At 46.1% G+C, this 22,290-nt stretch carries 15 protein-coding genes; 7 read left to right on the top strand and 8 right to left on the bottom strand.

Features of this window, described 5'->3' with window-relative positions; translation table 11 throughout:
- Positions 1-143 precede the first annotated feature (143 nt).
- The 3 genes from ABW391_RS02740 to ABW391_RS02750 all read left to right on the top strand — a co-directional run bounded on the left by ABW391_RS02740 (position 144) and on the right by ABW391_RS02750 (position 6,422).
- On the top strand, positions 144-1,166 hold the full coding sequence (locus tag ABW391_RS02740) for a sensor histidine kinase (protein ID WP_353480288.1): 1,023 nt from the start codon (positions 144-146) through the stop codon (positions 1,164-1,166).
- Between the two features lie 429 nt (positions 1,167-1,595).
- Complete coding sequence (locus ABW391_RS02745) at positions 1,596-4,760, top strand: SusC/RagA family TonB-linked outer membrane protein (protein WP_353480289.1); 3,165 nt, start codon at positions 1,596-1,598, stop codon at positions 4,758-4,760.
- An 18-nt stretch (positions 4,761-4,778) separates the two neighbouring features.
- Positions 4,779-6,422 carry a RagB/SusD family nutrient uptake outer membrane protein gene (locus tag ABW391_RS02750; protein WP_353480290.1) on the top strand — a complete coding sequence of 548 codons (1,644 nt, stop codon included), beginning with the start codon at positions 4,779-4,781 and terminating at the stop codon, positions 6,420-6,422.
- A gap of 129 nt (positions 6,423-6,551) precedes the next feature.
- Here ABW391_RS02750 and ABW391_RS02755 read toward each other — a convergent pair whose 3' ends face one another.
- Positions 6,552-7,322, bottom strand: a complete 771-nt coding sequence (locus ABW391_RS02755; RefSeq protein ID WP_353480291.1) for a LytR/AlgR family response regulator transcription factor — start codon at positions 7,320-7,322, stop codon at positions 6,552-6,554.
- An 84-nt stretch (positions 7,323-7,406) separates the two neighbouring features.
- Positions 7,407-8,849: a dicarboxylate/amino acid:cation symporter gene (locus ABW391_RS02760; protein ID WP_353480292.1), complete on the bottom strand. Its 1,443-nt coding sequence runs from the start codon at positions 8,847-8,849 to the stop codon at positions 7,407-7,409.
- A 236-nt stretch (positions 8,850-9,085) separates the two neighbouring features.
- Between ABW391_RS02760 and ABW391_RS02765 the strand changes: the two genes are divergently transcribed.
- Positions 9,086-9,898 carry a hypothetical protein gene (locus ABW391_RS02765; protein WP_353480293.1) on the top strand — a complete coding sequence of 271 codons (813 nt, stop codon included), beginning with the start codon at positions 9,086-9,088 and terminating at the stop codon, positions 9,896-9,898.
- Positions 9,899-9,936: 38 nt separating this feature from the next.
- On the opposite strand, the gene ABW391_RS02770 is transcribed toward ABW391_RS02765, so the two are convergent.
- A complete protein-coding gene (locus ABW391_RS02770; protein WP_353480294.1) occupies positions 9,937-10,584 on the bottom strand; it encodes a 4'-phosphopantetheinyl transferase superfamily protein in 648 nt (215 codons plus the stop codon).
- 63 nt (positions 10,585-10,647) lie between these two features.
- On the opposite strand from ABW391_RS02770, the gene ABW391_RS02775 reads away from it, so the two are divergent.
- The 3 genes from ABW391_RS02775 to ABW391_RS02785 are packed head-to-tail and all read left to right on the top strand — an operon-like array spanning position 10,648 to position 13,743.
- Positions 10,648-11,556, top strand: coding sequence for a WD40 repeat domain-containing protein (locus ABW391_RS02775; RefSeq protein WP_353480295.1), 909 nt, complete (start codon positions 10,648-10,650; stop codon positions 11,554-11,556).
- A gap of 51 nt (positions 11,557-11,607) precedes the next feature.
- Positions 11,608-12,144 (top strand): dCTP deaminase, encoded by a 537-nt coding sequence (dcd, locus tag ABW391_RS02780; RefSeq protein WP_353480296.1) that lies wholly within the window; start codon positions 11,608-11,610, stop codon positions 12,142-12,144.
- A 15-nt stretch (positions 12,145-12,159) separates the two neighbouring features.
- Complete coding sequence (locus ABW391_RS02785; protein WP_353480297.1) at positions 12,160-13,743, top strand: sodium:neurotransmitter symporter family protein; 1,584 nt, start codon at positions 12,160-12,162, stop codon at positions 13,741-13,743.
- A 237-nt stretch (positions 13,744-13,980) separates the two neighbouring features.
- On the opposite strand, the gene ABW391_RS02790 is transcribed toward ABW391_RS02785, so the two are convergent.
- The 5 genes from ABW391_RS02790 to ABW391_RS02810 form a co-directional block, all read right to left on the bottom strand.
- Positions 13,981-14,712, bottom strand: coding sequence for a hypothetical protein (locus tag ABW391_RS02790; RefSeq protein ID WP_353480298.1), 732 nt, complete (start codon positions 14,710-14,712; stop codon positions 13,981-13,983).
- A 235-nt stretch (positions 14,713-14,947) separates the two neighbouring features.
- Positions 14,948-17,602, bottom strand: a complete 2,655-nt coding sequence (locus ABW391_RS02795) for a TonB-dependent receptor (RefSeq protein WP_353480299.1) — start codon at positions 17,600-17,602, stop codon at positions 14,948-14,950.
- 54 nt (positions 17,603-17,656) lie between these two features.
- Positions 17,657-20,101 carry a TonB-dependent receptor gene (locus tag ABW391_RS02800; protein WP_353480300.1) on the bottom strand — a complete coding sequence of 815 codons (2,445 nt, stop codon included), beginning with the start codon at positions 20,099-20,101 and terminating at the stop codon, positions 17,657-17,659.
- A 177-nt stretch (positions 20,102-20,278) separates the two neighbouring features.
- Positions 20,279-21,520: an energy transducer TonB gene (locus tag ABW391_RS02805; protein WP_353480301.1), complete on the bottom strand. Its 1,242-nt coding sequence runs from the start codon at positions 21,518-21,520 to the stop codon at positions 20,279-20,281.
- 36 nt (positions 21,521-21,556) lie between these two features.
- Positions 21,557-22,135, bottom strand: coding sequence for an RNA polymerase sigma factor (locus ABW391_RS02810; RefSeq protein ID WP_353480302.1), 579 nt, complete (start codon positions 22,133-22,135; stop codon positions 21,557-21,559).
- Positions 22,136-22,290: the final 155 nt, after the last annotated feature.

Here is a 22,290-nt window from a genome sequence, read left to right on the forward strand (position 1 = left end):
AGAGCAAATTTCACCAATGTGTCCGGCATTTCAGCGGCAAGTTTGCCCGCTTTGGGGGTCATGCAGCCCGGTTGATGGAACATCTTTCAAAACCAAGCTGCAAAAGCTCGCTGCATTTGCTTATTTTTGAAAAAAATAGCACTTTGGTCTTTCAACGTTACTTCCGGCAAATTGCCATTTGGGGCACTTTGGCCATCACTTTTTTCTTCATGCTCAATAGAGCAGTAGACAATGAGTACAAGGATGTCTTGCAAGCTTTTATCGATTTTTTGGTACTGTGTACTTATTCAGTATTGATTTGGCAATTCAACTTTTGGCTGGATAAACGCGAATCCCAACTCGCCCTGGTTTTTAAATCCAGCACATCTCGATTAATTCTGCAAAGTGCAATCAGTCTTTTTGCGGGTGTCCTGCTGGTGGTGGTGGTTGAACTTATTGTACACGAAACCATCAAAGAAGAAAAAGCACCGCTCATTTTCTTCATTTTCAGAGGCGTACTCATCAACATCATTCTCCAGATTCTTTTTTACGCGGTACGTTCAGTCTATCAATTTCAACAGGTTCAGGTAAAAAATGCGCAGTTGATGGAAATGAGCGCAAAAGCACAAATGGATCTGCTGCGGCAACAAGTCAATCCTCATTTTTTGTTCAATGCCCTCAATACACTTAAATCGATGGTAAAGTCGGGAAGCCCCAATGCCCAGGAATTCATCGTTCAACTGGCGGATGTTTACCGTTACTTGTTACAAAACAACCAAAAAGAAAGTGTTTCTGTGCGCGAAGACCTATCGATTGCGCGCTCTTATGCAAATTTGATTCATGCACGTTTTGAAGACAATTTCAAACTGGAGGTTTCCCTTACTCCAGATGTTTACGATACCCTAACGCCTCCCAACACTTTTCAACTGCTGATCGAAAATGCCATCAAGCACAATATCATTGGAGCAGGAAAAGCGTTGTTGGTTAAAATTTACAACGATGAAAATTACATTGTGATCAGCAACAACCTTCAACCCAAGCGCACGGTTGAACAAAACACTGGACTTGGTCTGGAAAATATTCGCCAACGGTACAAATTGCTTTGTGGCCGCGATATCAAGGTGAGCAAATTGAATCAACAGTTTGAAGTATTCTTGCCGATTGTGGGGTTACGTGAAGTTAATTAACAATGAGTTATTTAAAAATTAACCTATATTTCATCTGAAAAATTAATCGAGTTAAAAGAAATTATTTTGAGAATTATCACTTTGATTTTTATCTTGGTAGCGATTTACGAACATTGTCCTCAATTATTCAACATTATCTAGCAGCGTCTGAGGTCTCTTAATCGTTCTCTTTAAGATGCTGCCCAATAAAAAAATCGTCTCTTCCCCTGAATAATTGAAATCAGATTGCCTTTTTTTTCCTTTAACCTCAATTAAAACTTAACACTCAAAAAGATTTAACCTAAAATTAAGGTTGAATTTTTACTGGCGTTAAGTTCAGTCATTTAACCTTTTCACTCCAATTGTCTACTCTCTCTGCTTTTGCACTGCAAAGGCCTGGGTGTGGTATATTTTTTTTCATTTTGATTATTTGCAAAAAACGAATTTAGTATGAAAAAAATCTTACTAGCACTTACGCTGGTATTCTTTGCTATGGTGGGAGCCATAGCTCAGAAAAGCATCAGCGGCAAAGTGACCGACCAGAATGGCCAGCCCTTAATTGGTGCCAGCATTCTCGCAAAAGGCACCACCGTGGGAACTGTTTCGGATGTAAGCGGTAGCTACAGCCTCACGATGCCTCCTTCTGTAAACGTAGTAGTAGTCAGCTACACTGGTTTCACCACCCAAGAACTTACGCTAGGCGAAAGCAGCTCGCTTGATGTATCCCTTAAAGAAGGCATCAACCTGACCGAGATGGTTGTTACTGGTTCAGGGGTTGCTACCAGCAAAGCCAGACTGGGAATTTCGGTAGAAACCATTTCTGCCAAAGACCTGCCTGCAGTACCATCTGGCTCAGTCGACCAAGCATTGATTGGAAAAATTGCCGGTGCACAAATCAGCTCGGTAAGTGGTAGTCCAGGAGCCGGGGTAAATATCCTGCTGCGGGGCATCAACTCCGTTAACCGCGGTACTTCGCCAATGATTCTGCTTGACGGACTACAAGTGGCGGCTACGGATTTAAACTCACTTGACCTGAACTCCATCGACCGCATTGAGGTTGTACAAGGTGCGGCTTCAGCTTCGATCTACGGTGCCCAAGGCGCCAATGGGGTCATCCAGTTGTTTACCAAAAGAGGAAAAAGTGGCAAACTAAACGTCGACTTCTCTTCTGGTGTCACCAACAACATTTACCTCAACGTAGGTGGATTGGCTAAATCATCATTACATGGTTACAATACCGATGCCAGCAACAACGTAGTAAATGGCAGCGGCGTACCCTTGGCCATTGATCCAGCAACGGGTGTTTACAACGCCAATCTGGTCTGGAACAGTACTGACCCTAACAACAAGACCGACAAGCCTTACAACGCTAATTTGAAATACTACGATCACTTCAAGGAGTTCTTCTTACCCGCCAATACCTTCAACAACTCTGTGTCTATTTCCGGCGGCGCTGATAAGTTTGACTTCAGTGTATCGGGTTCAAACAACCGCCAATACTCCAACTTTGCCAACAGCGGGTACAACGACCGCAGCAACATGACCATTAACGTCGGCGCAGAACTGGCCAAAGGCTTGCGTTTCCGCAACACCACCCAGTTGGTACGCACGTTCAACAACTTAAATGGCGACGACATCATCTATAACATCTTTAACACCCGTGCTTTTACCAATTATGGCTTTCAACTTCCTGATGGCTCTTATACGGTTGCGCAAGGGGATGCTGCCGGGGTAAATGGCTCTAATCCCCTGTATTTTCAGCAATACCGCCAAAATAAAAGCTTAAAAACCGACATCGTCCAAAACTTCAACCTGAACTACAAATTCGCCAAATTTGTAGAATTGGATGTAAAATACGGCATCAATTACCGCAAAGATGACTTTGTACGGACCGTAGCCAACCAGTCAGGAAACGCCAACTCCAATGAGGTTCAAAACTGGGTCGGCTCGGCCATTTCACCAGATAATACTGGCGGTATTGACAAGTATTTTTATAGCAACTCTTTCCAAAACTTCCTGGGAACAGCTTACATCCGTACTGATTTTCAGAAAGACTTTGGGATGAAAATTCCGATCTTAACCACTACCCAGGTCACCTTTGATCACCGTAGACAAAAATATACTGCGTATTCAGCTGCTACTGCGGGCTTGCCTACTTACACTCCTTTCACCGGAACACAGGGTACTTCTTTCAAAGTGCTTGATGATTATACCGAGCCTTTTGTAACCTACGGTTTCCTGGTCAACCAGAAGATAGAATTTGGCGACATCGCCGGGGTATCTGCGGGGGTTCGCAGTGATTATTCTTCTGCTTTCGGCGAAGGTTCCAAGCCATTTACTTTCCCACGTGGCGACGCTTATTTGCGTTTGTCTTCTTTGGATTTTTGGAAAAATGGCGGTTTGGGCAGGATCATGCCTGAATTCAAATTGCGGGCTGCCTATGGCCAGGCGGGTATCCAGCCAAGACCATTTGACCGTTACGTGACTTTGAGTACCCGTACTTTGGGTAATTCCAATGGGTTCTATTTCAACCCTGCTCAAAACAACCCGGCATTGGACGTAGAAGTGTCTGAAGAGCAAGAAATAGGTACAGACATCACCTTCAATGTAGGAGGTGAAAATAGCAACTGGCTCAATAGCCTGCGCTTGTCGGCTACTTACTGGAAACGGACCACCGACAACGCCATCTGGGACGTAAACGTGGCACCTTCTGCTGGCTCCGGGGCCTTGAAAACCAACGCCTTCTCTCTGGGTTCTTCCGGGCTACAAGCATCTTTGAATGCCAATGTTTTCCGTGGTAAGGATTTCAACTGGAACTTTACCTTGAACTTCACCAAACAAACTTCACAGATCAACTCGGTTGTAGACAACCAGGAAATTGTGATCGTTTCCAGTGCGGGTAGCACCAACTACGTATTGCGTGGTGGTGAAAAAATTGGGCAATTGTACGGTTACTTCATGTTGAATAGCATCGATCAGAAAAAATCGGACGGTACGCCTTTCATTGCTGCCGACAAGCAGTCTTTGTATACCTTGGGCAGCAATGGTTATGTCATCAACAAAGCGACCAAGTTTCCTTACGTAACGCCTGACAAATACAGCTTTGGTGATCCCAATCCAAAATTCAACTTGTCGTTCATCAACGACATCACCATTAGCGATTGGTTGACGTTCTCTTTTCAGATCGATTGGGTTCATGGCAACCACCTCTACAACCAAACCAAGGAATGGATGTACCGCGATGGTATCCACAGCGATTATGCACAACCTTTCACCATCGACGGCCAAACGGGAGCATGGACAGCATTCTACCGCGGCGTTTATGCTGCAGTACAGCGCAACGGCACCAAGAGTTATTTCTACGAAGATGCTTCTTTTGCCCGTTTGCGTAACGTAGCCGTAGCCGTAGATTTTGCTAAGGTGACCAAATTGCCTGTACTCCGTAAGCTTCAGCTGGTCTTGTCTGGTCGTAACCTCGTCACTATTACCAAGTACACCGGTATGGATCCTGAGATCGGTTCTGGTTCTACCAACTCAGCATGGGACCGTGGTACTGACCACAACACCATGCCCAACTTCAAGGCTTACCAGGCTACCCTTAATTTTGGATTCTAACTTTAAATCTTCTACGCAATGAAAAACATCAAAATATTACTTTCCATCGTGCTGCTGTTGGGGCTGTCTGTTTCCTGTAAAAAGGAACTGGACATCCAGAATCCCAATCAACCTACTGTAGGTAGCGCCAATTCTGAATCGGGCATCATCGCGTTGGCCCAAGGCGGGGTTTATGTCAATGGGTTTCGTTCCATTAACTTTGGCGGTTTTTCGGGTACATTTTTTGGAGATGGCTGGGGTTATCATGAGATCATGGCCGATGTGCTTGCGGCCGAAGCCGCCAACCAGCGGATCAACGAAATTGGTTGTCCAAATTACGTGATCACCGATAATGGCACCAAGATCATCAACCCAAACTCACCTACGGAGCAGACGCAGATGCTGCGCGAGGTGAACATCAATGCCAACGCCAGTGACAACCCAATCGTTTACGAATGGGCTTACATGTATGGCTTGAATACCGCTTGCAACAACATTTTGGGCTTGGTTGACGGGGTTACGTTTACGGGAGACGCCAATGCCAAAAAAGGAGTTTTGAAAGCCTGGGCTTACTGGTGGAAAGGTTATGCTTATGCCCGGATTGGATCCATCTACTATGCTGGCATCATCAACGATGCCGTGTCTGGCACCAATAACAAATATGTCACGAAGGAAGACATCATCAAGGAATCCAACAAGAACCTGGACGCAGCGGCAGCAGCGCTGAACGGTTTGGCCGCAGGTGGTGAATACAGCAAAGTATTAGGTGCTTTGATTCCTGACTTCTTTCAGGTAGGGAAAGGTGGTGTGTTGACTCCAGATATGTGGAAGCGCAACATCAACACCATGAAAGCACGCAACATCCTCGTGAATACGCGTAGCAAGGACATGACCCCCGCGCAATGGAGTGCCATCCTCGATTTAACCAACAATGGCATCAAGGCTGGGGATTTGGTGTTTACTGGTCGCTCTAACGCTACTGCCGACTTCATTTCTGCCACCGGTAATACTCCTGCTTCACAGTCTGTCGGAGCCACTAACGTGGGGGTTTCTTATCGCATCAGTGAGCGCTTTATCCAGGAATTCAAAACAGGAGATAAACGTTTGGAGAACAACTTCAACAACGGGCCTGCTGCTCCATGGATTGGCAACAGCGACCGGGGTAATGTATTCAATACTCGTTGGGGCATGGTCGGTAATGGCAAAGGGCTTCCAGGTGTGATCTTTTATGGTTCCAGAGACGTAGGCGCTTACGAACTGTATCTGGCTTCCACTTACGAAGAAAACGAAATTACCAAAGCTGAAGCTTTGATCAATAGCGGGAAAATTGAAGATGGATTAAAGGTCATCGACGCAATTCGTACCCTACAAGGCGCTGGTTTGGCTCCTGTAGCAGGTACCAGCCTAAGTCTGGCTGCGGCCAAAGAGGAATTGCGCAGAGAACGTCGGGTCGTTCTTCCTTTCCGTGGATTGTCCTTCTACGATGCCCGCCGTTGGGGTGTTATAGACGACATCAGCAAAGGAGGAGGCCGTACCAACGCCGTTGTTTTGGACAAGTTCAACATCTTGAACACCAAAGCAACCATCAACTACAATTACCTGGATTATTGGGATGTGCCAGACAACGAGTTGGCATATAATGTTCCTGGTGCAGGTAGTGCAGCTGTTAAAAACCCTAAGTGATGATAAAAAAGCTCCCTATGAATTACCCTGTGGTGATTCTTTGGGAGCTTTTAATAAGCATCTTTTTACTATCTGTATTGGAGGGTGAAGTCTTCTCTTGAGAGGGTTTCACCCTTTTTATCGCTCTTATTACCTCGCATCCATCCAATGCAAAAACTCACTGGCTTTGGCTTTGCTCACAGTGATTTGATCTGGGCACTTTACGGTAGGTTTGATTTTAAGCTTCCGGGCAAAATCCTGCTCTACGGAATCGATCAAATCAAAATTGATGAAGTGCTGGCGGTTGGCGCGGTAAAATTGCTGAACGCCCACCATACGCTCGATTTCTTCAAGCGAATGAGGTACCAGGTAGGTATTGCCTTTGAAGGTTTGCAAACAAACATCCTCCCCCAGGATGTAGAACAAGGCAATTTCTTTGGTAGGAATGGGAATGAAACTCCCTCGAAATGACACTAAAAAATTACTCTTCAAACCTCCACTGCCGCGCAAGGTGTCTATGGCTTCGGCCAAAGTGCGCAAATCAGGGCTATCGGCTCGGTAAAAAGTAGCCAGGTTTTTTACTTTTTCCAGGGCCAGTCTTACGTCAGCAGTACTGAATGGCTTCAAGACATAAGCTACGCCATTGGTTTGAAATGCCTGAAGGGCATATTCATCGTAGGCAGTACAAAAGACCACCGGACAAGAGATGGTGGTTTCCTTAAAAATGTCGAAACTAAGCCCATCCGCGAGTTGGATGTCTAAGAAAATAAGATCAGGTGAGGGCGGATAAGCCAAAAAATTGACTGTACCTTCAATGCTGTCGGTGATGCCCAAGATCTGAATAGAAGGATCGATTTCCTGCAGAGTTTCGCTCAAATCCTGGGCAGTCTTGGGCTCATCTTCTACGATCAGTACTTTCATCATTCAATGATTTCTGGATTCCTATTTCGATGGTACATAAAAAATGCCATACCATCAAAATAGAAAATCAAGGATTTTGACCAATTAAACCTTTGAATCCAAAATTGATCCTTCGGCATTGCTCCCTTCTGGATTCAAGCTAATTTTATCGCTAAAATCGGTTTCGCCTTCCCACTGCCCAACGATGGCAGTAGCCAGACAATTGCCCAGTGTATTGGTTGCGGTACGTCCCATGTCCATCAAAGCGTCGATCCCCAAAATGGCGGCGATGGGCCAATCCGGCAAGCCAAAGGAGGCTGCCGTACCTGTCAAAATCACCAAGGAAGCCCGCGATACCCCGGCAATGCCCTTGGTGGTCAACATCAAAGTAACCAACATCGTAATTTGGGCACCGATCGGCATGTGGATATTGGCCGCTTGAGCCACAAAAACAGCAGCCAATGACAGGTATAAAGTAGAACCATCCAGGTTGAAACTCAATCCAGTAGGCAATACAAACGAAACAACCCGCCGGGAAACGCCCATTTTTTCCATGTTCTCCAGCGCTTTAGGTAAAGCCGCTTCCGAACTGGTCGTAGCAAAAGCAATCGTCAACGGTTCACTAACGTACTTCAAAAACCTGCGAATAGGGATTCTGAAAAACAAGGCGATGGGCAACAATACCCCCAGGATAAACACGATCAACGCTCCGTACAAGGTCAGGAGCAACATGCCAAGGTTGGCAAAAACCCCCAGGCCCAATTTGGCAACGGTATAGGCAATGGCTCCACCCACGCCAAAAGGTGCAAAGTACATGATGATGTTCGTAAACTTGAACATGATCTCGGACAAGCTTTCCGCAAAAACCAGAAAAGGGCGACGGCGCTCGTACGATACCTGAGTCATCGCAATGGCAAACAACAAGCAGAACACTACTATTTGCAAAATTTCTCCCTCTGAGATCGATTTAATCACGTTGTCGGGGAAAGTATGCAGTACGATTTCTGGCCCGCTCATGGGTTTGCGCAGTTCTGGCAAGGCTTCGGTAGTTGGCATTTGGGGCAAGCCTACCCCCGCTTTGGTGAAATTGATGGCGGCCAGACCGATTATCAACGCAATGGTCGTAACCACTTCAAAATAAATCAGCGCTTTGATACCCATGCGGCCTACCGATTTGATATCGGAGTGCCCAGCAATACCGACCAACAGCGTACCAAAGAGCAAAGGCGCAACAATGGTTTTGATCAGTTTGATGAAAATCTTGCTCAACACACTGTACCATTCGGCTCCGGCAGGGAAGGTATGGCCTACCTCTGCTCCAAATACCAGCGCAAATAAAATCCAGGTGGTGACACTACCTCGGCGGTAAGATAAATAAGCTAAACCAGCAAGGCCGACCCAGCGGGCAATCGAAGCCACTATTTCAGGCAGAATGTGCAGGCCAAAAGTCAAAAAGTTGACAAATAAGGCTATACCAACTACGATCCATACTGGCATTTGCTCCCGAAGAGTCATTGACGGGGAGGCTTTGGTGTTTGTTTGTTCCATCTTGTGCTTTCTGCAATTTGGTTTCAGCTTACAAGATAGCAACTATGGCGAAAAACCCATTCGCAGAACGAAAAAATACCCCAACACCATCACCATTCTGCTGTAACCTCGATGTTTTGCTTCTCGTCTTAATACCAAAAAGACTGTTGATCCAGAAAAAAGGCCAACTGATCGGAAATAAATTTTCACAACCCTGAATTGTCCGTTATATTTAAGCTACAAATCCATACAGTACCATGTCCAATTTAAGCACCACCCTGAAAGAACATTTCAACCAGTTCCTCTACACACTGTACACCATTCCCGAAGCCATTCGTTTTTTTCGCAAAAACAGACTTTGGGAAGGCCTCATGAGCTATGGCTGGGTCAATAAAATTTTGATCTTGCTGGCTTTAATAGCGGGTTTAAACACCTTGTCCATCGTATTCGACTCGATGGAAAAAGTCGATACGTCCAATGCCATGGCTTTGATGAGTTCGATGGGCAATTTTGCAGGCAGTTTCTTCAAAAATCAGTGGACTTTTTTCACCGATGGGAGCGTGCGGTATGGCATTCTGGTCTTACTGGAAATTTTTATTTTCCACGTTTGTCACCGTGCGGTGGATATTTTAATGCAGCATAAGCTTAGAGAGCCTCGCTTCAATGATTTCATCAAAGCGCAGGTTCGCATTTTGGTCTTAAGTATGCTTTGTGTAATTGCTGAAAACATTGTGGTGGCTTTGGTATCACCTGTCATCAGCATCTTGCCAGCAATATCCTGGTTAAAATCCCCCATCCTGTTCCTGATTCATTGTTTCTTTATGGGCATGCTGGTTTTGGACAACTACAACGAGATTTTTGAACTTAAATTAAAGCAGAGTTTCAGGTATTCTTTGCATTTCCCCGGAATCGCCCTGGCGCTGGGGATTGTACTCCGGGTTTGTTTTTACGTACCATTTCTTGGGCCAATCGTTGGTACCCTGCTCACCGGAGTAACGGTTTCTCTAGTCATGTTCGAACATGCGGATTTGCACAAACCGGATGGTCGTTGGCGCGAAGAATTGGTGTAGGGGCAACCCTAGGTGGTTGCCCCTACACGTGGTTGCCCCTACGATACAACAACAGCAGTAACCAACATGCATTCTTCAACCATAGAATACCGCAAGTCAAACCGTTCGTCGTATTCCCCTTTCAATACACGCCCTTGAAATGTACCTCCTTCAGGTGTGTACACAAATGGATCGAGGAAAAGATGATCACAAAAATCGATTTCTCGTTTGCCATATGCCTTGTACAGCGCTTCCTTGGCGCACCAGCACACGTGCAGCTGCTCAAGTCGGTTTGCGCCTGGGCTGATAAAGGCTAGCTCATTTTCACTTAAAAAGCGGGGGGCAAGGCGCTCAATTTTGGCTACTGTTTTCTGAATATCGATACCAATAACTTGTTCGCTCAACATGGCTGCCGCCAAATGGTGGGAATGGCTGATGGAAACGTGTAGTGAATTGTTGTGTAAAAAAGGTTTGCCGTATTCGTCCTTGACCAACACTGGCCGATCATGATCCGGCAGCATCGTCGCCACCAAATGCCGCACGGCCAACCACTCCATCCTGCGCCAGCCCTTGATTTCCTCCAATTGCACGCACTCGGCATCATTGAGCTGCAATTGCTCCAAAAACCAGGCTTCTGGTTCTTCGATGCGCCAAATAGCTTGGGTTGCAATGGTTTTTGCAATATTTTGGTGACAAACAATCGGCATAGTTGAAGATTAAATGGCGGTAAAGATAATTTTTTTCAACTTTACATCAGATTTTGAATCTTCATGAAAACTGTTCTCAACTTCCACCGCCACGCCGTCCTTACTGGCCACAACGCATCCGTTTTTGCGCTCAGCGCCACGGACGACCCGCGCTATATCCTCTCTGGAGCTGGCGATGGCTGGGTAGTGCGCTGGGATTTGGATGAACCAGACTTGGGGAAATTGATCGCTAAAGTAGATACCCAGATTTTTGCCCTCCAACATTTACCCGATTTGAATCAGGTGGTAGTCGGCAACATGAACGGGGGTGTGCATTGGGTAGATCTCGCGCATCCTGAACAAACCAAAAACATTGCCCACCACCGCCGTGGCGTTTACCGCATTTTGCGGGTAGGCGATCAGGTATTTACAGCAGGTGGCGATGGCATTCTAACCCGTTGGGACATCCACGAAGGCCGTACCCTGGAAAGCATCCAGCTCAGCCACCAAAGCTTGCGGGGTTTGGCGTACAGCCCTTCCCGACAGGAAATTGCGGTGGGTGCCAGCGATAAAAACATTTATATTCTGGATGCTCAAAATTTTCGGATCAAAGCTACCATCCCGGCAGCACACGATCACTCGGTGTTTTGTGTACAGTTTTCTCCCGATGGGAAACGGTTGTTGAGTGGCGGTCGCGATGCCCAGCTCAAGGTTTGGGACGCCGATGGCTTACACAACCTCAGCAGCCAGCCAGCCCACTGGTTTACCATCAATGACATCGTTTTTCATCCTGATGGACAGCTTTTTGCAACGGCCAGTCGCGACAAAACCATCAAGATCTGGGATGCGCAGACTTTTCAATTGATCAAAGTACTGGACACCATTCGCGACCGCTGCCACGTCAATTCGGTGAATGCGCTCCTTTGGACGACCCACCAAAATCAACTTATTTCGTGTAGCGACGACCGCAGCTTGATGCTTTGGGGGATATGACCTCTTGAAGATTATTTTGTACCTTCGCCCCACAAGAAAACCATTGGACACATGATTTTTTCGGACAAGAAGATACTGGAGTCAATTGAGGCAAAAAAGATCGTGATTGAACCTTTTCTCCGCGAATGCCTGGGCACCAATTCCTATGATGTGCATTTGGGCAAATGGCTGGCGGTATACAAAGACCAAATTCTGGATGCCCGCAAACACAATGAAATCGAATACCTGGAGATTTCGGAGGAAGGCTTTGTACTGCATCCTGGTATCCTGTACCTTGGAGTGACCGACGAATACACCGAAACGCACAACGCCGTTCCTTTTCTGGAAGGAAAATCCAGCGTAGGTCGCCTGGGTATCGACATCCACGCCACTGCGGGCAAAGGCGATGTAGGTTTTTGCAATACCTGGACGCTGGAAATTTCGTGTACCCAACCCGTACGGGTTTATCCTGGTATGCCCATCGGGCAACTCATTTATTTTGCGGTAGAAGGAGAAATTGAACGCTTGTACAATCATAAAGCCGACGCTAAATACAACCAACGGACAGAAAAACCGGTGGAAAGTATGATGTGGAGGAATAAGTTTTAGCATTAAAACGCGCACATGAGCAGCAATACAGAATCCTGGGGTTCACGTGTAGGCCTGGTACTGGCCATGGCGGGCAACGCAGTTGGTTTGGGCAATTTTTTGCGCTTTCCGGTGCAAGCCATTCAGAATGGTGGAGGCTCATTTATCATTCCCTATCTGGTTTGTTTTTTTCTTCTGGGCTTGCCCTTGCTGTATGTCGAATGGGCAATGGGGCGCTTTGGCGGCAAATCTGGCCACCACAGTTCACCGTTTATCCTCGATTCCATGTCGAAATACGGGTTTTGGAAATACGTGGGGGTATTTGGCATCTTCACCAATCTGGTGGTGGCTGCCTACTATTGCTACCTTGAAAGTTGGACACTAGGTTACATCTGGCACTCAGTAGCGGGTACTTTTACGGATCAAACCCGCGATGAGGTGGCCAGTTTCTTCAGCAGCTACACCAACCTGAACAACAATCAACCGATCATTTTCTGGATCGTTTGTTTGATTCTCAACACCTGGATTCTTTCTCGCGGCATTAAAGGCGGTGTAGAAAAAGTAGCCAAAATAGGCATGCCCTTGCTGATTTTGTTTGGCATCATCCTCGCTATTAAAGGGCTCACCTTGCGCGAAGGCAGTGGCAATGCGCTCTACTCCGGCATTGAGGGTCTGAATTTCCTGTGGACGCCTGATTTTTCCAGCATCTGGTCGGGCAAAGTTTGGTTGGCAGCCGCGGGTCAGATTTTCTTTACTCTTTCGCTGGGCAACGGGAGTATACAATGCTACGCTTCTTACTTAAAATCCAATGAAGACATTGCCCTCAATGCCATGAGTGCAGGCTGGATGAACGAATTTGTGGAGGTTTGCCTCGGTGGCGCCATTATCATCCCCATTACGGTAGGATATTATGGCGTAGATGGTATGCTGGATCTGGTCAATCAGGCTGGCGGCCTGGGTTTGGGTTTCCGTACCCTTCCTTTTTTGTTTCAACAATGGGGGCCATTTTTGGCGGTTGCAGCAGGCATAATGTGGTTTGGTTTGCTCTTTTTTGCGGGCATCACTTCTTCCTTGGCCATGGGTGCTTCCTGCATGGGCTTCCTGCAAGATGAATTTGGCTGGAGAAGAGAATATGCCGCGCTGGCTTTTGGGCTCACGGTTGCCTTATTGGGCCTTCCTACGGTTTATTATTTCAACTATGGCGTGTTTGATGAATACGACCACTGGGCGGGAACGGTTTCGCTAGTGGTATTCGCGTTTTTTGAAATCATCCTTTTTGCCTGGTTTTTTGGCATGCAAAACGGTTGGGCAGAAATTACGCGTGGTGCAGACATCAAGGTTCCGGTGGCTTTCAAATTCATCATTCAGTATGTCACTCCAGTTATTTTGGCTTGTATTCTTTACAATAGCATGCCGGGCAACTGGGCCAGAATCCTGAATGCCGATTTGCATGCCCAAATTGTCGAAGCGACGGATGCCACTGTTATTGCTACGCTCGAAAAAACAATCTTGTACCGCAATATCTCCCGCATCGGGCTTTTGCTGATTTGGGGTGGCATATCCGCATTGGTGTACGTCGCTTACCGCAAACGTCTGCGTGAAGGCCGTTTTTCCCACTAACTCAAAACATCCATCATGAATACAAGTGCATTGCTGATGTTTCTTGCTGCCAATATCAGTGTAACGGCCTTTACGGTGTATTACTTTCGAAAGGTGTTGAATACGCCTGCTCAAAAGGGGGAGAAAAAATAGATTTGGTTCTATAATGAAAGCCTTAAATGGTGGATTTTCAGCAGGGTATTGTGCATGCTTGCACGTCTGCACACAAATAGTCTATTTGCTTGAATCTATTTCCGTCTACTCATACTCAATCTCGAAGAATTTTAAATGCCATACACGATGATCAGGCAAAGTAAAATCAGCCATCATAATCATGTTTCCGCATTGATCATAATTATATTTTGTGTACCCATCTATTTCTTCAACTCCGTTTTCAATGTGAACAATATCTACCAAATTGCTCTTTTGATCGTATCTGAATTTATTAATAATTTCACTTTTTTCGGGAAGAACGATTTGTTCAATAAAAATGGCACTATCAATTTTGTCCCTGTAACGAATAAAGGTCAACATATATTCATCATCTAGGTAGTCTTCGATGAATGTTGTATCCCCTTTATAAGTATAACGTTTTTCACCAGAGCCATCTTCAACATATTTTTTTTCTGAGTAAAGTTTGTTACTGCGGTATTGATAAATAATGGAATCTTGAGGTATCCAACCATTCAAGGGATGTTTTGAATAGGCTAGTATCTTTAGTAACTTGCCAGTAGAATCATATTTATGTTCTTCAATTCGTTCCCTTCCTTCATATTTAGCATAGGATCTTTTTGTCTTTAGTCCATTTTCGTAGAAGTCAACATAAATTGGTTTTGAATGAGTTAAAATAGAGTCTCTCCGATCTATTAATTGATCAAATGAGAAATACGTTTTTATCATTTTTATGTTGCAAGCGCCGTTTTGACCATGGGCAAATTGAATGCTTGAAAATAAAAGAAACAATAAGGCCTTTTTTTTGCGTCCAATCATAATATGCAATAATAATCTGCGGAATGTGGGTAAAAATACCCAGATTCCGCAGATTATCAAATCTTATTCTGCGGAATGTAGGTGTAAAACCATAGATTCCGCAGTTTATCAAACCTTATTCTGCGGAATCTAGGTGTAAAACCATAGATTCCGCAGATTATCAAACCTTATTCTGCGGAATCTAGGTATAAAACCATAGATTCCGCAGATTATCCTGCTGGTTCAAGTCTATTGATCAAAATCCGTTCCCTTCTCCCCCATCTTTCAAGTCATCGTTTTTAATCTTGGCGTTGCGCTGACGTGGAGCTTTGTTGAAATCCAGCTTGCCAAAGCGGTAGCTGAAACTCAGGCCATAAGAGCGTTGGGCAAAAGAATACGAGCTGGTTTGCCGGAAATTTGCACTTTCCAATCGCGTTGGGAAGGTCACATCACGCTTGAATGGTTGTACCACCACGATTCCGATGCTGCCTTTTTTCTTCCAAATTTCCTTTCGTAAGCCAAAAGAACTGCGGGTGTATGCAGAACGAACCCCCTGAATCCCCACGCGTGGAGAAAGGTAAAATCCATTTGCTTCAAACTTGATGTCTTTGGGCAAACTGAGGGTAAAATTCAGGTTGCCATTCCAGACGATGCCAGAATTGGTAACGCGTTCACCAGCCAGGATTCCTTCTCCGGTGTAATGTGATACCGTTGCACCGCCCCGCAGTTGGATTTTTTTGATGGTTACCGAAGAAAAGAAATTGAATCCAACGGTGGTACTCTTGCCAATGTTTTGGTAGGTCGTGATGCTGATGCCATTGTCGATTTGGCCAAGGAAAGGCTTAATGCTGTTGAGCAAAGCCGCCTGATCGGCAGGAATGTTGTTTACATCATTGACAACGATGGTGTACGGCTCAATGATCGCATCCGTAAAACGGGTAAAAATCCCCGCATTGATGACCGTTCCGCCTTTCAGAAAGGTATTGTACGTAAACTCCAACTGATCGGTTTGCTCTGGAAACAACAAGGGTGTACCCACCGTAATGTCGCGGGGGTCGGTTAGTTCGATGTACGGGTTCACGTAGCGCAAACTTGGGCGCTGAATGCGATTGGAATAGCTCAGTTTGACCGAAGAACCCGGTTTTTTCAGGATGTGGTTGATGGTGATGCTGGGCAAAAAGTTGTCGTAATCCGAAGAAAACGGCACACGTTCCTGGTTGCGGTATTTGCCTGCAATGTCGGTGTGCTCGTAGCGGGTTCCGGCCAGCAGTCCCCATTTGTCGCTCAATTTGATGTTGAACGAAGCATAGGCGGCCAAGACATTTTGGTCGTAAAGAAACACATCCGAGCGCTGGAGGTCTTCAACGTATTGCTTGCTGTCCTCGTTGAATTTGCTGTAAGTAAAATCACTATCAATGTTGCGCAATACCCCTTTTACCCCAGTTTCCAGCTTTACTTTTTTGCTAAACGGGTGGGCGTAATCCATCTGAAAAGTGGTTTCGATGTTGATGCCTCGGTTGTCGTTTTTCTCGTTGCGCAGCAAGTTAGGATCGTTGCCTGCCTGGGTCAGGCTGTTTTTGGTAAAACTGTTTTGTCCGGTCAACTGAAAGGAGAAAGACAATTCCTGTTCAGGCGTTTTGAAGGTATGGCGGTAGTCGGAGTTCCAGTCGAATCCTCCCCGCAATGAGTTTGCTTCCGCAATGCGGGTGTATTCCTGGCGAAAACCGCTAGCTGGGTCTAAAAACAGTGCCTTGGTGGTATTGTCAGAAGCTTGGCCAAAACCATTAAAAGTCAAGGTAGAGTTGATGCTGTTGTAGGCGTTCAGGTCGTAGCTCATGCCCAGGGTTCCCCTTGGCCCATAAAAGCTACTGGTACCTTCTGTTTGTTGATCCAGGGTGCGTGTGCCCGTACTCAGGAAATCTTCGCGCAGGAAAGTAGAACTGGAAGGCCGGGGAGGCGTATAAAAACTGCCCCCGTTGAAATTGAGACCAAAGCGGCCTCTTTGGTAATTCAGCGAAAGGTTTGCGTTGTTGGAACGCGTACCTCCCGATGCCGAGATGGTACCGGTAAAACCCTCTGCCGATTTTTTCTTGGTGATGATGTTGACGATGCCCGCGCTGCCTTCGCCGTCATACTTGGCCGATGGGCTAGTGATTACCTCCACGGTTTTGATCTGGTCAGCAGGAATGGACTTTAGGGCATCGCTGACGTTTCCGCCAGAAAACAAGGCCGAAGTTTTGCCATTGATCAAAATCTGGATGTTGCTCGATCCTCTCAAAGAAAGATTGCCATCTCCATCAACGGCCAAAAGAGGTACTCTTTGCAGCACATCGCCAGCGTTGCCTACGCTGCTGGTGATGTCTTTATCGGCATTGTACACGAATTTGTCGATCTTGTTTTCCATCACCGCTTGTTGCCCGACCACTTCAACCGTACCCAGGTTTACGCTTTCGGCGGCAATAGAGAAGTTGCCCGTGGTGTAATCGGGCTTTTGTGGCGTCAGATTGATGCCTTTGATGGTTTTGCTGCGGTAACCAATGAAGGAAAAGGACAAGTCGTATTTGCCAAGGGTAACTTCAGGAAATTTGAAAGCGCCTTTTTCGTCGGTAACTACCCCCGTGAGTTGTTTTTGGGTTTGGGCATTGAGCAATACCACCGTCGCAAATTCAACGGGTTGTCGGGAGGCGGAATCAAGCAAAACACCCGCAATGCGCCCTGTGATGCTGGGGCCTTGAGCTTGCCATGCTCCGGGAGCTTGCCCAGCAGGTTTTGCGCCTGGTGCAGCTTGTTGGCCTTGCCATTGCTGGGTAGGCTTCTTGGTGGTATCCTGAGCAGGTTTTGCCACTGGTTGTTGGGCACTAAGGCCAATTGCCAGTAAAAAAAACAGTTGGGTGAAGATGGTCTTTTTCATTCTTGAATCCTTAGGATATAGGATGGTTAATTGATTTTTTGAGATAAAGTGCACTTAGAAACCGTTGTCGCCGCCTTCGCCGCGATACTCTCTGCCACTGCGCTCTTTGAAATCCAGTTTTCCAAACCGATAACTTAAACTAATTCCATAAGAACGCTGGGCAAAAGCAAACTCGCTGTACTGCGTAAAGTTGGTACCTTCCAAGCGGTTTGGAAACTTGAGGTATTTGGAAAACGGTTGTACAATCACGATTCCAATGGAGCCTTTTTTCTGCCAGATGTTTTTTCTTATGGCGAAAGAGCTGCGTGAATAAGCTGCTCTGGAGCCTTGCAGCCCCACCCGGGGAGCAGCATAAAAGCCATCGACTTCCGCACGCAAGGTTTTGCTAAAGGTATAGCTCAAATTCAGGTTTCCGTTCCAAAAAGCCCCAGAATTGGTGATGCGCACATTATTGACCAGCCCTTGGCCCGTATAGTAGATCACCGTAGCGTTCCCTCTCAATTGCAGTTTGTCTTTTAACGTAACCGATGCAAAAAGGTTACCACCCATGGTGTTGCTTTTGCCAATGTTTTGGAAAGAGGTCAAACTGACCCCATCTGCCTGAATGGTCAAGATCGGTTCGATGATGTCGCGCGTTTCGCGGTAAAAAGCACTAACGTTAATATTGACAGCCTTAGCGTTGGCATTGTAGCCCAGTTCAAGCTGATCGGTTATTTCGGGCAAGAGTTTGGGGTTGCCCACGGTGATATCGCGAGGGTCGCTGATGGCCACATAAGGATTGAGGAATTCTTCATCTGGTCGTTCGATCCGCTGATTGAAGCTCAGTTTTATGCCACTAAGTTTGCTGAATTTGTAATTAAGCGTGGCATTGGGCAATACATTGTAGTAATCGAAAGAAAAAGCCTGACGCTCTGCATTGGCAAAATCTCCCCTGATGGCCGTTCCTTCATAGCGTACACCGGTCAGGAGTCCCCATTTATCAGACAATTCAAAATTGAAAGAGGTATAGCCTGCAAGTACATCTTGCTGGTAATCAAATTGATCAGAGCGCAATTCATCCAGTACAAAAGTTTGGGAGGCTGCATTAAAATTGCGGTAATTGTAATCACTTTTGATGGAGCGGAAGGTTCCTTTGATCCCAGTCTCGAATTTTATTGCCTCTCCAAAAGGGTGTGTGTAGTCCAATTTAAGGTAAGTTTCAAGATTGCGGCTTTGATTGCCATTGCTTTCATTGCGCGTAAGAGAGGGGTCGTTGCCTTGCTGGGTCAAAAAATTATCCACATTCTCTTCGTCATTTTCTACTTGTACTTCAAAGGAAAGCTCCTGATCTGGCTTTCTGAAGGTTCGACTGTATTCCATGGTCCAATCCAATCCGCCACTGCCGTTGTTACTGGTCGATTCGCGCGTATATTCCTGGCGTAAATTCTGGCTGGGATCGGTAAACAATGCATTGGTGAACCCGGAATTTTTCCCGTTTCTATTGCCATAGCTAAGGGATGTAGTAAAGTGGTTGTAGGCGTTGATGTCGTAGTTCAGCTCCAGGTTGCTTCTGTAGCCCGATCTGGTGTTGTTGCCGGTGGACGACTGTGTCAGGATTCGTTCGCCTGCGGCCAAAAAATCGCGGCGTTCAAAATTACTGATAGACGGACGATTGGGAGAGTCGCGAAATCCTCCGTTAAAACTAACCCCAAGCCTTCCCTGCGCGTAAGTCAGGCCAAGATTTCCATTATTTGCCCGGGTACCTACCGATGCAGAAGTATTGCCGGTAAAACCCTGAGGTGATTTTTTGCGGGTTACGATGTTGATGATCCCGGCACTGCCTTCTGCATCATACCGGGCAGAGGGGCTGGTTATCACTTCGATGCTTTTGATTTGCTCCGCAGGAATGGATTTGAGTGCTTCGGCAACTCCACCAGAAAAGATGGAAGAAGGCCGGCCATTGATCAATATTTGCACATTGCTGGATCCCCTCAAGCTCACGCCACCGTTGACATCGACAGATAACATCGGAACCCGTTGCAGCACGTCCGATGCGTCACCACCAGCTGTAGACAAATCTTTTTCAGCGTTGTACACCAGTTTATCGATCTTGTTTTCAATAATCGAAGCTTGGCCTACAATTTCTACCCCGTCCAGCGTATAACTCTCTGGTGAAATCGGAACGGTATTTACCGATAAATCTGGCTTTTCAGGGCTAAGGGTAAGGTTGTTCAGCGCTTTATTTTTGTAGCCGATAAAGGAAAAAAGCAATTGATATTTGCCCAGCGCTACTTCGTTGAACTTGAATTCTCCTTTATCGTCGGTAGTAACTCCGTCGATTTGCTTTTGGGTTTGGGCTTCAATCAATACCACGGTGGCAAACTCTACGGGTTGCCGACTGACTGAATCCATCAAAAAACCGGAAATTCTTCCGGTAATAGTAGACTTCCCACCTGACTTTTGTGCAGATAGAATGGACGAAAAAAGAATAGATAGCAGGAAGATGTAAGTGTATTTCATACTGATTTTTTGGCATTTGCGCTGCAAAAGTACATTGGTTTAAAAGGCAAATAAAGAGGTGAAATACCCGAAGGAGTTAAAGTGTTGGAAAAAATGGAGAAAAGATGCCAGACGGCAGTAGAGAGTCGACGAAGGGGAAATGTTGTTTCCCGTTTATGCAGTCTAATGATTTCAAAATCATTTAAACACCACCTTATATATCACCCAAACCCCCGGTTTGACGTTGCGCCATTTCGGGCCATTTTCAATCAGGTGTTCCGCGGCCTGATCACAGCCAAAACCCAAAGACCGGAGGATGCCGATGCGAGTAGGCGAACCATCTTTTTCGAACGTAAATTCCAGGGTTACATCGCCACTGATCATGTTGCGCTTGGCTTCGTATGGGGTTTCCAGGTTCTCGCGGATGTATTGCTCAAATTTTTCAAAACCGCCAATGGGACTGGGATATCCTACTCCATCCCGACGGTCGCTGGCGTCAAAAGATTTTTTTACGGCTTTGGTTTTGCGTTTCAGCACTACCTTTTCGTTGCCATCGTCCAGGCGAAGGGATTGCAGTTCAAAATCATTGGCCATGACTTTTACTTGTGCTGGAGCCGATGAGGGCAATTCAAAAGCGCCTTCCTGATTGGTGATTGCAAAGGTGTTGGCATTTTTTTGTACAGGCACTCCGCCAGCCCGTTGCCCTTGATCGTCCAATATAATTCCACCTACTGTAGTCACGGGTTGAATTTGTACATCTTTTGAATTGAATGCATTGACAGGTTTGTCTGCCTCTGTTATTGCCAAATCGGGCATGGCACGGGTACTCGCGGCATTTCCTGAAGCATGCTCTTTTATTTTGCTGATCTCTGCTGCTTCTGGCTGGGCGACATCGGCTTCATCTGAAGCATTGGACTCGCCTGCTTCATCTTTTTCAGGGGCATCCCCTGGGCCATTCTCGGTTCTCTTGGCCGGGTCTGTGATTTGTTTGTTTTTGGTAAGGGGCAAGGGAGATTCCGTTCGCTTGAGTTGAACATCAGCGACGCTTGGAACTGGTTCGGTTGAATCTGAAACAGGGTTGTTTTTGGATTCAAGTGTTGGAACTTGAATGGCCAGGTTGTCTTTAGGGCTGGAATCCATCAGCCACCGCCATCCAAAAACAACCAATAAAAGTACTGCCGCCACTGCTGCCATGCGCGGAAACCAGACCATGATGACGCCCCCTCTTTTTTTATCACTTTGCGCTCTTTCGGCGATTTTGGCATTCAACTCATTTATGCGGGATATATGCTCTTTTTGAGGGTTTTGGCTAAAGCCCTCCCATGCATCCGACAGGAAAGGATCTTCCTGGGCCGAACGTTCCAAACGACTCTCCTCTGCCCGCCGTACTTCGCCGCGCAGCCATTGCCGCAATAGAGTATTCAATCCTTGGTTTTGCATGTTAAATGTTTGTTGAACATCCGCGTAGGGATGCCCCTACGTGGGCGTACCTACACAATTTTTCAAATTCCGTCGACCATTCTGAATATGCGACCGAACAACGTTCAGGTCAATGTTCAGGCCATCTGAGATGTCTTTGTAACTGCGGTCGTCAAAGTAAAACAATCGAATACACTCCTTTTGTTGTTCGGGCAAAGCATCGACGCAATTTTCCAATTTTTTCAGGATAATTTCACGATCGCTTGGTGCTTCGGTTTCTGGATGCGAAAACTCCAGGGAATACATAAGGCCAGGGTCAAAACTTACTGTTAAATTTTGTCCGGCTTTGCGCAAGCGCATCAGGCAGTGGTTTTTGGCCAGGACGTACAGCCAGGGGCGAAATTTATCTACCTCGTATTTTTTGGCTTTTGAGATCAATTCCTCAAAAATATCCATCACTGCGTCACTGGCCTGTTCTTCCTGCCTGAAATACTTGAGGCAAACTCCATACACCAATTCTGTATAACGACTGTACAATATGCCCAAAACCTGCAAGTCGCCACTCGATTGGTAGTGGTTCAACAATGCTTCGTCAGAAGACGTGTCAATTTTGGGTTTGAACAAGCGCAGTTTCAATTTGTTGAATTTGTCATTTGGCCATCGGAATTGTGATTGTAAAAATAGGAAAATGGAATTGGGAATTGGTATCCGCCAAAAAAAATCTTAGATTCCTCTTTAATGCCCACAAAAAGCCCGATCTTTTGGACGCATTTATCCGATGCAACAAATTT

This window comes from Haliscomenobacter sp., from assembly GCF_040403615.1.
In the GTDB taxonomy this organism is placed as follows: Bacteria; Bacteroidota; Bacteroidia; order Chitinophagales; family Saprospiraceae; genus Haliscomenobacter.